General features: G+C 74.8%; 12 protein-coding genes. 11 read left to right on the top strand and 1 reads right to left on the bottom strand.

All coding sequences use genetic code 11. The features are described from left to right. A complete protein-coding gene (coaA, locus tag AC3RJ9_RS07940) occupies positions 1-1,011 on the bottom strand; it encodes a type I pantothenate kinase (protein ID WP_044659424.1) in 1,011 nt (336 codons plus the stop codon). A gap of 74 nt (positions 1,012-1,085) precedes the next feature. On the opposite strand from coaA, the gene galE reads away from it, so the two are divergent. The 11 genes from galE (at position 1,086) to tsaD (ending at position 13,238) form a co-directional block, all read left to right on the top strand. Further along, a complete protein-coding gene (gene galE / locus AC3RJ9_RS07935) occupies positions 1,086-2,141 on the top strand; it encodes a UDP-glucose 4-epimerase GalE (protein WP_044659425.1) in 1,056 nt (351 codons plus the stop codon). 50 nt (positions 2,142-2,191) lie between these two features. Continuing rightward, positions 2,192-4,063, top strand: coding sequence for a glutamine--fructose-6-phosphate transaminase (isomerizing) (gene glmS, locus AC3RJ9_RS07930; RefSeq protein WP_044659426.1), 1,872 nt, complete (start codon positions 2,192-2,194; stop codon positions 4,061-4,063). Between the two features lie 157 nt (positions 4,064-4,220). Continuing rightward, complete coding sequence (gene glgX / locus AC3RJ9_RS07925) at positions 4,221-6,350, top strand: glycogen debranching protein GlgX (RefSeq protein ID WP_063190075.1); 2,130 nt, start codon at positions 4,221-4,223, stop codon at positions 6,348-6,350. Next, positions 6,347-7,078 carry a hypothetical protein gene (locus AC3RJ9_RS07920; RefSeq protein ID WP_101967419.1) on the top strand — a complete coding sequence of 244 codons (732 nt, stop codon included), beginning with the start codon at positions 6,347-6,349 and terminating at the stop codon, positions 7,076-7,078. Before glgX ends, AC3RJ9_RS07920 begins: the two co-directional genes overlap by 4 nt. Continuing rightward, positions 7,075-7,455, top strand: coding sequence for a holo-ACP synthase (locus AC3RJ9_RS07915; protein ID WP_010080417.1), 381 nt, complete (start codon positions 7,075-7,077; stop codon positions 7,453-7,455). Before AC3RJ9_RS07920 ends, AC3RJ9_RS07915 begins: the two co-directional genes overlap by 4 nt. After that, positions 7,452-9,029 carry an NAD(P)H-hydrate dehydratase gene (locus AC3RJ9_RS07910; protein ID WP_101967420.1) on the top strand — a complete coding sequence of 526 codons (1,578 nt, stop codon included), beginning with the start codon at positions 7,452-7,454 and terminating at the stop codon, positions 9,027-9,029. The genes AC3RJ9_RS07915 and AC3RJ9_RS07910 overlap by 4 nt, the downstream gene beginning before the upstream one ends. Next, the gene (alr, locus tag AC3RJ9_RS07905; RefSeq protein ID WP_101967421.1) at positions 9,026-10,231 is read left to right on the top strand and encodes an alanine racemase; all 1,206 of its coding nucleotides are present in this window, start codon (positions 9,026-9,028) and stop codon (positions 10,229-10,231) included. The genes AC3RJ9_RS07910 and alr overlap by 4 nt, the downstream gene beginning before the upstream one ends. Next, positions 10,228-10,854, top strand: a complete 627-nt coding sequence (gene tsaE / locus AC3RJ9_RS07900; protein WP_122054536.1) for a tRNA (adenosine(37)-N6)-threonylcarbamoyltransferase complex ATPase subunit type 1 TsaE — start codon at positions 10,228-10,230, stop codon at positions 10,852-10,854. Before alr ends, tsaE begins: the two co-directional genes overlap by 4 nt. A 10-nt stretch (positions 10,855-10,864) precedes the next feature. Beyond that, a complete protein-coding gene (gene tsaB, locus AC3RJ9_RS07895; protein WP_044659434.1) occupies positions 10,865-11,536 on the top strand; it encodes a tRNA (adenosine(37)-N6)-threonylcarbamoyltransferase complex dimerization subunit type 1 TsaB in 672 nt (223 codons plus the stop codon). Next, positions 11,533-12,120, top strand: a complete 588-nt coding sequence (locus AC3RJ9_RS07890) for a GNAT family N-acetyltransferase (protein WP_123243873.1) — start codon at positions 11,533-11,535, stop codon at positions 12,118-12,120. The genes tsaB and AC3RJ9_RS07890 overlap by 4 nt, the downstream gene beginning before the upstream one ends. 26 nt (positions 12,121-12,146) lie before the next feature. Further along, positions 12,147-13,238, top strand: coding sequence for a tRNA (adenosine(37)-N6)-threonylcarbamoyltransferase complex transferase subunit TsaD (gene tsaD, locus AC3RJ9_RS07885; RefSeq protein WP_049160281.1), 1,092 nt, complete (start codon positions 12,147-12,149; stop codon positions 13,236-13,238). Positions 13,239-13,276 lie beyond the last annotated feature (38 nt).

The following is a 13,276-nucleotide window of genomic DNA, read 5'->3' as shown; positions in this document are numbered from 1 at the left end:
TCAGACCTTCCTCAGCAGCACGCGGGTCACCTCGTGTTGCGCGTTCTTCGTGAGCACCAGCCGGGCGCGCCCGCGGGTCGGGCGCACGTTCTGCTCGAGGTTCGGGCCGTTGATGGAGTCCCAGATGGACTCGGCCGTCGCCTGAGCCTCGGCGTCCGACAGGGAGGAGTACCGGTGGAAGTAGCTGCGCGGGTCGGCGAAGGCCCCCGAGCGCAGACCCATGAACCGGTCGATGTACCAGGACCGGATCCAGGACGCGCGCGCGTCCACGTACACCGAGAAGTCGAAGAAGTCGGAGACGGAGAGCCCGGCGGTGCCGTCGGCCCGGGTGCGCGGCGGGGCCAGCACGTTGAGTCCCTCCACGATCAGCACGTCGGGACGGTGCACCACCTGTTCCTCGCCCGGCACGATGTCGTAGGTGATGTGCGAGTACACGGGCGCGCGCACCTCCTGCGCCCCGGACTTGACGTCCGCCATGAAGCGCAGCAGCGCGCGGCGGTCGTAGGACTCGGGGAAGCCCTTGCGGGACATGATGCCGCGCTCGTGCAGCACCGCGTTGGGGTGCAGGAAACCGTCCGTGGTGACCAGCTCGACGCGCGGCGTCGTCGGCCAGCGGCGCAGCATCTCCTGGAGCACGCGCGCCGTCGTCGACTTGCCGACGGCGACCGACCCGGCCACCCCGATCACGTACGGGGTGCGCCCCGTCCGCTCGCCGAGGAACGCGTTGGTCGCGCTGCGCAGGGCCGCGGAGGCCTCCACGTTGATGCTCAGCAGGCGCGAGAGCGGAAGGTAGACCTCGGCGACCTCGCGCAGGGACAGATGCTCGCCGAGGCCGCGCAGACGCTCCACGTCCGCCTGGTCGAAGGGCTGCGCCATCTCCGAGGCGAGACGGGCCCAGGTCTGGCGGTCCAGCTCCACGAAGGGGGAGCGCTGGTGGCCGTCGGGCACGGCGTCCGCGGGCTCCTCGGGGCCCACGAGGGGCAGCTCGGAGGTCGGGGGGGTGTAGGTCACCCGATCCATTATGGCCGCGGCCCGCCCGGAGCGGGCCCCCGCGTGACGTCACAGGGCCCGGATAGGATCGGCCCATGCGCGTTCTCGTGACCGGCGGTGCCGGATACCTCGGATCCCACACCGTGCTCACGCTGCTCGAGGCGGGCCACGACGTCCTCGTCCTGGACAGCCTGGTCACGGCGACGACGACGTCGCTCGAGCGCGTCGCCGAGCTCGCCGGAACGCGTCTGGGCGGGTCGCGGCTGCGCCTGCACGTGGCCGACATCCGCCGCCCCGAGGACTACCGCGGGGCGCTCGCGGACTTCGGCCCGGCCGCACTCGTGCACTTCGCCGGGCTGAAGTCGCCCACCGAGTCGATGACCCGCCCCGCCGCCTACTACGACGTGAACGTGGGCGGCACGGCCGCCGTCGCCGAGGCCGCGCTCGCGGCCGGCGTCCGCACGGTCCTGTTCTCCTCCTCCGCGACCGTGTACGGCGACCGCGCGCCGGTGCCGGTCGCCGAGGACGCGGCCACGGACCCGGTCTCGCCCTACGGACACTCCAAGCTCATGGCGGAGCAGGTGCTGCGCGACGTCTGCGCCACGGTCGACGGCGGCGGGCTGGCGATGCTGCGCTACTTCAACCCGGTCGGCGCGCATCCCTCCGGGCGGCTGGGCGAGGACCCGAGCGGGGTGCCGGCGAACCTCATGCCCTTCGTGGCGCGGGTGGCCTCCGGCGCGTACCCCGAGCTGCGGGTGTTCGGCGCGGACTTCGACACGCGCGACGGCAGCGCCGTGCGCGACTTCATCCACGTGATGGACCTCGCGGAGGCGCACGTGGCCGGGCTCGACTGGCTCGCGGCCCGCGTGGCGGCCGGGGGCGGTGCGACGACCCGGGTCTGGAACATCGGCCGGGGCGAGGGCGTCACCGTGTTCGAGATGGTGCGCGCCTTCGAGGCGGTCACGGGCGGCCGCATCCCGTACCGCGTGGTCGAGCGCCGGCCCGGGGACATCGCCGAGTCGTGCGCCGCCGTGGACGCGATCGGCGCCGAGGTGGGCTGGCACGCCCGGCGCGATGTGACCGCGATGGTGCGGGACCTCTGGGCCTGGCAGGAGGCCAACCCCGCGGGGTTCTCGTCCCGGACGGAGTGACCCGGCCCGCCGTGCGCCGAAGTCGGGTCCGGCCCGGTATTCTCGTGCGCATGTGCGGAATCGTCGGATACATCGGCCAGCCCCAGTCGGATCGTGAGCACGGCGCTCTCGACGTCCTGATGGAGGGCCTGCGCCGTCTCGAATACCGCGGATACGACTCCGCCGGTGTGGCCGTGGTGGACGGCGGTCAGCTGTACCACCGGAAGAAGGCGGGCAAGCTCGCCAACCTCGCCGAGGAGCTCGCCGAGCACCCCATCCCCACCGGCCTCGTCGGCATCGGCCACACCCGGTGGGCCACCCACGGCGGCCCCACCGACCGCAACGCCCACCCGCATGTGGCGGACGAGGGCCGCCTGGCGCTGATCCACAACGGCATCATCGAGAACTACGCCGAGCTGCGCGAGGAGCTGCTCGCCAAGGGCGTCGAGTTCCTCTCCGAGACGGACACCGAGGTGGCCGCCCACCTCCTCGCCGACGTCTACCGGAACGCGGCCGGCCAGGACCTGACCCGCGCCATGCAGCTGGCCTCCCAGCGCCTCGAGGGTGCCTTCACCCTGCTGGCCGTGCACGTGGACCACCCGGACCGCGTGGTGGCCTCGCGCCGCAACTCGCCGCTCGTCGTCGGCCTGGGCGAGGGGGAGAACTTCCTCGGCTCGGACGTCTCCGGCTTCATCGACTTCACCCGCGAGGCCATCGAGCTCGAGCAGGACCAGGTCGTGACGATCACGGCCGACGCCGTCGAGATCTCGGACTTCCGGGGCGGCCCCGCCGAGGGCAAGCGCTTCACCGTGGACTGGGACGCCTCGGCCGCGGAGAAGGGCGGCTTCGAGACCTTCATGGAGAAGGAGATCCACGACCAGCCCCAGGCCGTGCAGGACACCCTGCTGGGCCGCACGGACGCCGCCGGCGCCCTGATGCTGGACGAGCTGCGGATCGACCCCGAGGAGCTCAAGGCCGTCGACAAGATCATCGTCCTGGCGTGCGGCACGTCCGCCTACGCGGGCACGGTGGCCAAGTACGCCATCGAGCACTGGTGCCGGATCCCCGTGGAGGTGGAGCTCTCCCACGAGTTCCGCTACCGCGACCCGATCATCGACCCGCACACCCTCGTGGTGTCCATCTCCCAGTCCGGCGAGACCATGGACACCCTCATGGCGGTCCGCTACGCCAAGGAGCAGGGCGCCCGCACCGTGTCCATCTGCAACACCAACGGCTCCACGATCCCGCGCGAGTCGGACGCCGTGCTCTACACGCACGCCGGCCCCGAGATCGCCGTCGCCTCCACCAAGGCGTTCCTGGCGCAGATCACCGCCGCCTACCTGCTGGGCCTGTACCTGGCCCAGCTGAACAAGAAGCTGTTCAGCGGCCAGATCAAGGACATCCTGGCGGACCTCGGGGCGATCCCCGGCAAGATCGAGGAGATCCTCGCCGCCAAGGACCAGGTCAAGGAGCTCGCCCGCTCCATGGCCGACGCCACCTCCGTCCTGTTCCTCGGCCGCAACGTGGGCTACCCGGTGGCCATGGAGGGCGCGCTCAAGCTCAAGGAGCTCGCGTACATCCACGCCGAGGGCTTCGCCGCGGGCGAGCTCAAGCACGGCCCGATCGCCCTGATCGACGACGGCCAGCCGGTCTTCGTGGTCATGCCCTCGCCCATGGACCGTCACTCGCTGCACGCCAAGGTGGTCTCGAACATCCAGGAGGTCCGCGCCCGCGGCGCCCGCACCTTCGCGGTCGCCGAGCGCGGCGACGCGGCCGTGCGCGGCCAGGCCGAGGTCGTCTTCGAGGTCCCCGAGACCCAGCCGATGCTCATGCCGCTGCTGACCACGGTCCCGCTGCAGATCTTCGCCCTCGAGCTCGCCACGGCGAAGGGCTACGACGTGGACCAGCCGCGCAACCTCGCCAAGTCCGTCACGGTGGAGTGATCCGCCGCTGAGGCCACCGAGACCTCTCCTGCCGGGCCCGGCCGCCACACAGCGGCCGGGCCCGCGACGCGTCCGGGACGGTGTCCTCCCGCCCCAGTAGACTCCCCGAGGAGGCCCGCCGCACCCGGCGGGCCGCACGACGAGACCCCGGAGAGCCATGCACACAGTGGAGATCGGCCAGCCGTACCCCCTCGGGGCCACCGTGGACGAGACCGGCACCAACTTCGCCCTCGCGGTCTCCCGCGAGGTGGAGGCGGTCGAGCTGTGCCTCGTCGCCGACGACGGCACGGAGACGCGCATCCCTCTCGAGGAGCGGCACGGCACCACATGGCACGCCCACGTGGCGGGCATCGGCCACGGGCAGCGCTACGGCTACCGCGTGCACGGCCCCTGGGACCCCGCCCGCGGCCTGTGGCACAACCCGGCCAAGATCCTCGTGGACCCGTACGCGCGGGCGTTCACCGGCGACTACGAGTGGGGCCAGCAGCACCACTCGTACGACTTCGACGAGCCGGACCGCATCGACACCTCGGACAACCTGGGCACGAGCATGCTCGGCGTCGTCGTCGCCGAGGACTTCGACTGGGGCGATGACGCCCCACCCGCCGTCGAGCTCACGGACACGGTGATCTACGAGACCCACGTCAAGGGCATGACCAAGCTGCACCCCGCCGTCCCCGAGGAGCTGCGCGGCACCTACGCGGGCATGGCCCACCCGGAGGTGGTCCGCCACCTGACCGAGCTCGGGGTGACCGCCGTCGAGCTGATGCCCGTGCACCAGTTCGTCAACGACGCCACCCTGCAGGAGAAGGGGCTGAGCAACTACTGGGGCTACAACACGCTCGGCTTCTTCGCCCCGCACGCCGCCTACGCCTCCTCCTCGGAGGTGGGCGGCCAGGTCCGCGAGTTCAAGCAGATGGTGAAGGACCTGCACGCCGCTGGTCTCGAGGTGATCCTCGACGTGGTCTACAACCACACGGCCGAGGGCAACGACAAGGGCCCCATGCTCAGCCTGCGCGGGCTGGACAACGCCGGCTACTACCACCTCGTCGAGGGCGACGAGCGGCACTACATGGACTACACGGGCACCGGGAACTCGGTGGACCTCTCCAGCCCCAAGGCCCTCCAGCTGGTCATGGACTCCCTGCGCTACTGGGTCACCGAGATGCACGTGGACGGCTTCCGGTTCGACCTGGCCACCACCCTCACCCGGGTGGAGGGGGAGCAGGGCCCGGACATGTTCTCCGGGTTCTTCGACGTGGTCCGCCAGGACCCGGTGCTGCGCACCGTCAAGCTCATCGCCGAGCCGTGGGACGTGGGCTGGGGCGGCTACCAGGTGGGCAACTTCCCCGGCCTCTGGTCCGAGTGGAACGGCATGTACCGGGACACGGTGCGCGACTTCTGGCGCGGCGAGCCCGGCACCCTCGGCGAGTTCGCCACCCGCCTGACCGGCTCGGCCGACCTCTATGAGGGGGACGGGCGCGGCCCCGGTGCGTCCGTGAACTTCGTCACGGCCCACGACGGCTTCACGCTGCGCGACCTCGTCTCCTACAACGAGAAGCACAACGAGGCCAACGGCGAGGACAACAACGACGGTGAGGCGCACAACCGCTCGTGGAACTGCGGCGTGGAGGGGGAGACCGACGACCCCGAGGTCGTGACGCTCCGCGCCCGCCAGCGCCGCAACTTCCTGGCCACCCTGCTGATCAGCCAGGGCGTGCCCATGATCAGCCACGGCGACGAGCTGGGCCGCACCCAGGGCGGCAACAACAACGTCTACTGCCAGGACAACGAGATCTCGTGGATCGACTGGTCCGCCATGGACGACTCGCTCGTGGCGTTCACCCGCGACCTGATCGCGCTGCGCCGTGACCACGCGGTGTTCCGCCGTCGCCACCACTTCGACGGTCGCCCCGCGGCCCGCGACGTCGAGGCGCCCCTGCCGGACATCGTGTGGCTCGAGCCGGACGCGACCGCCAAGACGGAGGACGACTGGGGCGCCGAGGCCCGGTCGATCGGCTTCTACCTCAACGGGCACATGCTCACCCGCGGGGACGAGGAAGGGGAGGAGCCCTACCGGGACTTCTACGTCCTCATGAACGCGTGGTGGGAGCCCGTGCCGTACACCCTGCCCGGGCCCACGTTCCCGGCGGAGTGGGAGGTCGTCGTGGACACCTCGTCCCACGTCGCCCCGGACGGCACCCGCCCCCGCGTGCGTGCCGGGGACGTGCTTGAGCTCCCGGCCCGCTCCACCGTCGTGCTGCGGCAGGTGCCCGAGGGCGCATGAACGAGCGGGTCGACCGGGGGCGCGTCCGCCGTGGCCTGCCGCGGTGGGCGCGGGCCCTCTGCGCCACCGTGGCCACCCTGGCGGCGCTGGCACTGGCCTTCGGCGCGGGGTGGGCCACGCACGCCGTGACGGACCCGCACCCGGACGACGCACCGCGTGTGGACGCCCTCCTCGTCCTCTACAGCCAGCCCCGCGTCTACGACGCCGCGATCGAGCTCGCCGCGTCCGGCCTCACCGACCGGCTCTTCGTCTCCGCGTACCTGGGGCCGGACGGGCACGAGAAGCTGTGCGGCGGCCCGGAGGAGCGCGACCCGCGGCTGGCCGGCGTCACCGTCGAGTGCTTCGCGCCCGATCCGGTGACCACCCAGGGCGAGGTCATCCACGCGGGCGACCGCATGCGCGAGCTCGGCCTGCACCACCTGGGCGTGCTCACCTTCCACCAGCACGTGGAGCGCGCGCGGCTGCTGGCGGAGCGGTGCTTCACCCCCGAGGAGGGCCGTGTGTCCCTGTACGCGTTCGACGCCGGCTTCGACCGGCTCGGCCGCCTGCAGCACGGCGTCTACGGCGTGCTGGCCTACGGGAAGGCGATGCTCACGCCGGGCTGTGACCAGCAGCTGCCCGGCGTGCTGCAGTGGCCGCTGGACCTGGCCAAGCGACTGCGCGGGCAGCCCGTCGGGGACGAGGCCGGCGCCGTCGTCGTGGGCGCTCGGCGGGCGGGGGCGACGTGATCGTCGGCGTGGGGGTGGACGTGGTGGACGTCCCGCGGTTCCGGGCGCAGCTCGAGCGCACGCCGGCGCTGCGCGCACGCCTGTTCACCGAGGACGAGCGGGACCTGCCGCTGCGCTCGCTGGCCGCGCGCTTCGCCGCCAAGGAGGCGATCGCCAAGGCCATGGGCGCCCCGCCCGGGATGATGTGGCACCACTGCTGGATCCCGCGCCCGGACCACGGCGACGGCCGCCCCACCGTGCACCTGACCGGCACCGTCCAGGCCCAGGCCGAGGCCCTGGGCATCACCCACTGGCACCTCTCCCTCAGTCATGACGGGGACGTCGCCACCGCCTACGTGGTCGCCGAACGCCGCGCGGCCGAGGAGGAGTCCGCATGACCGCCGATGACCTGACCCGCATCGCCGTGACCGGCTCGGCCGTGCGCACGGCCGAGGAGCCCCTGCTCACGGCCGGCCGCGGCCCGGAGCTGATGCGCGCCGCCGCCTGGGCCCTGGCCGAGCACGCCGCCGCCCTGCTGCGTGAGCGCGGCCCGGTGGCCGGGGCGACCGTGGCCGCCCTCGTCGGGCCCGGCAACAACGGCGGGGACGCGCTGTTCGCCCTCGCCTTCCTGCGCGGCCGGGGCGTGGCCGCGGTCGCCGTGCCCGTCCGCCGGGACGACGACGGCGCCCCGCGCTGGCACGCCGAGGGCTGGGCTGCGCTGCGAGCGGCCGGGGGACGCCGCGCCGACGCGGTGCCGCCCGAGGCCGCGCTCGTGGTGGACGGCGTGCTCGGCACGGGCTTCACCGGCGAGTATGAGCTGCCCGCTGCGGCGCGCGCGCTGCCGGCGGAGGCGCTCGTGCTGGCGTGCGACGTGCCCTCCGGCGTGGACGCGGACACCGGCGAGGTGCGGGGGGAGGCCCTCCGCGCGGACACGACCGTGACGTTCGGCGCCCTCAAGTCCGGTCTCGTCCTCGGGGAGGGGGCGGCGCGCGCGGGCACCGTGCACGTGGTGGACATCGGGCTGGGACCGCACCTGCCGACGTCGCCGGCCGCGCGGCTGGGCGTGATGGACGAGGCCGCCGCACGGACCGCCCACCCGGCCCCCGCGGCCGAGGCCCACAAGTACACGCGCGGCGTGGTGGCCGTCGTCGCCGGATCGGAGCGCTACCCGGGGGCCGCCGTGCTCGCGAGCGCGGGCGCGCTGCACACGGGCGCGGGCATGGTGCACCACGCCGGGCCGCAGACCACCCGGGACCTGGTGCTCGCCGCCCACCCCGAGGCGCTGGTCTCGGCGGAGGGGCCCGAGCCGTCGCGCGCGGACGCCTGGGTGGCCGGCCCCGGCCTGGACACCGAGCACGACGCGCGGCGGCGCTGGGCCGGCGTCCTCGCCGCGCTCGAGGAGCGGCCGGAGGCGGCCCTGGTCGCCGACGCCTCGGCCCTGGACCTGGTCACCGCCGCCGAGCTGCGGTCGCTGCGCGCGGCCGGCACGCCCGTGGTCCTGACGCCGCACGCCGGGGAGTGGTCCCGCCTGCGCGAGCGCGTCCCCGCGGACGGTGCCGACGCCGCCGACCCGCTCGCCGCGCTGCGGGCGTGGACGTCCGAACACGGCGCCACGGTCCTGTTCAAGGGCCCGCGCACCCTCGTGGTCGCCCCGGACGGCGAGGCGTGGGTCGTGACCGGCGGCGGGCCCGACCTCGCGATGGGCGGCACCGGCGACGTGCTCTCCGGGGCGATCGGTGCCGTCCTGGCCGCGGACGTGGCGCGGCGCTCGCGGGCGCGCCGGGCCGGGGAGGATCCCGGCCCGGCGCCCACGGCCCGGCTCGCGGCCGCCGCCGCCTGGCTGCACGCCCGGGCCGGGGCCGACCAGGCCCGCGCCGGGCGGATCACCACGGCCACGCTGCCGACCGCGCTGGGCGCGCGCGTCGCGCACCTGTGGTGGCCGGACGACGCCGAGCCGGAGGCCGTCCGATGAGCCGCGCCGACGTCAACCCGGCGGACACCGAGCGCGCCGCACGCATCGACCTGGCGGCCGTCCGGCACAACGTGGGCGTGCTGCGGGAGCGGATCCGGCGCCCCGACGGCGGCCGGCCGCTGCTGACCGCCGTCGTCAAGGCCGACGCCTACGGCCACGGCGCGGTGGCCGTCGCCCGCGCCGCCGCGGCCGCCGGCGCGGACCGGCTCGGGGTGGCCCACGTGCGCGAGGCCCTGGCCCTGCGCGCGGCGGGGGTGCCCCTGCCCGTGCTCGCGTGGCTGCACACCGGGGCCACGGACTTCGCCGCCGCGGTGGAGGCGGAGGTGACCCTCGGCGTCTCGGGCTGGGACCTCGACGCCGTCGCCGACGCCGTCCGCGGGCTGCGGGCCCGTGGCGGGGCCGGACCCGAGGCCCGCGCGGTCCTGCATCTGAAGGCGGACACCGGCCTGGGCCGCCACGGCTGCACGCCCGAGCGGTGGCCCGCGCTCGTCGCGCGCGCCGCCGAGCTCGAGGCCGCGGGCCTCGTGCGGGTGGAGGGCGTGTTCTCCCACCTCGGCGTGGCGGACGAGCCGGACCGGGCCGCCGAGACCACGGCGCAGCTGCTGCGGTTCGAACGGATGGCCGCCGAGGCCGCCGAGACGCTCGGCCACCCGCTGCTGCGCCACCTGGCCAACACGCCCGCCGCCCTCGCCCGGCCGGACACGCACCTGGACATGGTGCGCGTCGGCCTGGGCCTGTACGGGCTCTCCCCGTTCGCGGACGTCACCGCGGCCGAGTTCGGACTGCGCCCGGCCATGTCCTTCGTCACCGTCCTGGCCAACGTCAAGGCCGTCCCCGCCGGGCAGGGCGTGTCCTACGGGTTCCGCCACGTTACGGCGGAGCCCACCACCCTCGGGCTCGTGCCCCTCGGCTACGCCGACGGCGTCCCGCGCGTCGTCGAGGGCACGCGCGTCCACGTCGGCGGCCGGACCGTCCCCGTGGTGGGCCGCATCGCGATGGACCAGTTCGTGGTGGACCTCGGCCCGGACGCCGCGGACGCGCCCGGCGACGCCGTCGAGCTGTTCGGACCGGCCTCCGGCATTCCGGTGGAGGAGTGGGCCGCGGCCGCCGGGACGATCAACTACGAGCTGGTGACCCGCATCGGAGGCCGCGTGGACCGGCAGCACGTGGACCCCACGCCGACCCAGGAGGCCCGCCCATGAGCGACCACGCGATCCCCGCCCCCGGCGCGACCCTGCCCGAGCCCGTGCTGACGGCGACGGTCCCGCTCGAGGGCGCCGACGGCACCCGGGCGTTCGGCCGCGCCCTCGCCGGGGTGCTCCGCGCCGGCGACGTGCTGATCCTCACGGGCGACCTCGGCGCGGGCAAGACGACCTTCACCCAGGGGCTGGCCAGCGGATTCGGCGTGGCCTCCGGCGTGGTCTCGCCGACGTTCGTCCTCTCCCGCGTCCACCCCGCCCCGGCCGACGCCCCGGCGGGCACCCCGGACCTCGTGCACGTGGACGCGTACCGGCTGCGCTCGGCGGGGGAGCTCACGGACCTCGACCTCGACGCGAGCGTGGACCGCTCCGTGACCGTCGTCGAGTGGGGCCGGGGCATGGCCGAGTCCCTCGCCGGGTTCCCCGAGGACCCGGACGCCTCGTGGCTGGACATCGAGATCGTCCGGGCCCGCGGGGGTGAGGACGCCCCCGCGGCCCCGGCGGGGGAGGGCGAGGACGGCATCGTCACCGACTTCTCCGACGAGGACGGGGGCCAGGCCGAGGAGCTGCGTTCGGCCGTCGTGACCGGCCGCGGCCCGCGCTGGGTCGGCGTCGTGCTTCCGTAGACTGGCGGCCATGGCCCTGCTCCTCGCGATCGACTCCTCCGCCGCCGCCTCCGTCGCCGTCCTGCGGGACGGTGAGGAGCTCGCGCACTGGGCCACGGACGACACCCACGCCCACGCCGAGGTGCTCGCCCCCGCGGTGCAGACCGTGCTCGGCGAGGCCGGCGTCACCGGCACCGCGCTGGACGCGCTCGCGGTCGGCGTCGGCCCCGGACCCTTCACGGGGCTGCGCGCGGGTCTGGCGACCGCGGCCGCCCTCGGCCTGGCGTGGGACGTGCCCGTGCACGGGGTCCGCAGCCTCGACGCGCTCGCCCACGCGGCCGGCGTCGACGCCTTCCGCCACGGGATCGAGGAGTTCGTGGTCGCCACGGACGCCCGCCGCCGCGAGGTCTACTGGGCCCACTACGCGCAGGTCGGCGGGCAGCCGACGCTGCTGCACGGCCCCTTCGTCTCGCCGGCGGACGAGGTCACCCCGCTGCCCGTCTACGGCGCGGGGGCCGGGCTCTACCCCGAGGCGCTGCGCGCGGTGCCGGACTGGGAGACGGCCACGCCGTCCGCCGTCGGGGTGGGGCAGGTGGCCGAGCTCGCCCTGCGGCGCGGCCGCGGCCTCGTGCCCGCCGAGCCGCTCTACCTGCGCGAGTCCGACGCCAAGGTCCCCGGCCCCCGCAAGCGGGCAGGCGCGTGAGCCCGGCCGAGCCGGCCCCGACCGACGACGGGCGCCCCGCCGAGGACGAGCACGGGCTGCCGCCCGGATACCTGCTGCGCCCCATGACCGTGTGGGACATCCCCGAGGTGCTCGCCCACGAGGCCACCCTCTTCCCGCTCGACGCCTGGCCCGCGCACTTCTACGAGGAGGAGCTCGCCCAGACCGGCCCCGCCGGCGGACGGGACGCGCACGGCCGCCCGCCCACCCGGGACTACCGCGTGGTCGTCCGCGACGTGCCCGCGCCCGGCTCCGCGGACGACGACGGCCCCGCCCCCGGCGAGATCGTCGGCTACGGCGGGATCATGGTGGTCGGCGACGTCGCCGACGTGCAGACCGTGGGCACGGTCGCGGCGGCGCAGGGGCGGGGGATCGGGGCGGCCCAGCTGCGCTGGATGGCCGCGGAGGCCGCGGCGCGCGGTGCGAGCTCGCTCATGCTCGAGGTCCGGGCCTCCAACGCCGCCGCCCGGCGACTCTACGCGCGCCACGGATTCGAGGAGCTGCATGTGCGCCGCCGCTACTACCCGGGCGGCGAGGACGCCGTGATCATGCGCAAGGCCCTGTGACCGGGCCGCTCACTAGACTGGAGCCCATGCCCACCGCCACCGCAGCCCCCCTCGTGCTCGGCATCGAGTCCTCCTGCGACGAGACCGGCGTCGGCGTCGTCCGCGGCACCGCCCTGCTGGCCCACGAGGTCGCCTCCTCCGTGGAGGAGCACGTGCGCTTCGGCGGCGTGATCCCGGAGATCGCCGCCCGCGCCCACCTCGAGGCCCTCGTGCCCACGATCCGCCGCGCGCTGGACACCGCCGACGTCACCCTCGCGGACCTCGACGCGATCGCCGTCACCTCCGGCCCGGGTCTGGCGGGCGCGCTCATGGTGGGGGTCGCGGGGGCGAAGGCGCTGGCCACGGCCCTCGGCACGCCCCTCTACGGCATCAACCACCTCGTGGCGCACGTGGGCGTCGGCATGCTGGACGGCGTGCGGCCCGCGCAGTGGGACGACCTGCCCGCGGACCTGGGCGCGCTGCTCGTCTCCGGCGGGCACACCGAGATCCTGCGCGTGGGCCGGATCAGCTCCGAGGTCGAGCTGCTGGGCTCGACCATCGACGACGCGGCCGGCGAGGCGTACGACAAGGTCGCCCGGCTCATCGGGGCGGGCTACCCCGGGGGCCCCGTGATCGACCGGCTCGCCGCCCAGGGCGACCCGACGGCCTTCCGCTTCCCTCGCGGGCTCACCGCGGGCAAGTTCGTCGGCAGCGCCGAGGAGCCCGGCCCGCACCGGCACGACTGGTCCTTCTCCGGGCTGAAGACCGCCGTCTCCCGCGCCGTGGAGCAGTTCGAGGCCCGCGGCCTCGAGGTGCCGCGCGCGGACATCGCCGCCTCCTTCCAGGAGGCCGTCGCGGACGTGATCACCGCCAAGGCCGTCCGCGCCTGCCGCGAGCACGGGCTCACCCACCTGATGCTCGGCGGCGGCGTCGCGGCGAACTCGCGCCTGCGCGCCCTGCTCGCCGACCGGTGCCGCTCCGCCGGCATCGAGCTCACCGTCCCGCCCGTGAACCTGTGCACCGACAACGGGGCGATGGTCGCCGCGCTCGGCGCACGCCTGGTGCGCGACGGCGTCGCCCCCTCCGACGCGTGGTTCGGCGCGGACCCGGGACAGCCGGTCGAGGTCGTCAGCGTCTGAGCGCGCCCGGCCTCTTGCCGCCACGCCCACGCGTTCCG

This window comes from Micrococcus sp. 63XJN7_6_ISO-PGPR-S23-444, assembly GCF_058072765.1.
Note: the sequence above shows the minus strand (reverse complement) of the source record. Positions and strands in the feature narration are given on the sequence as shown.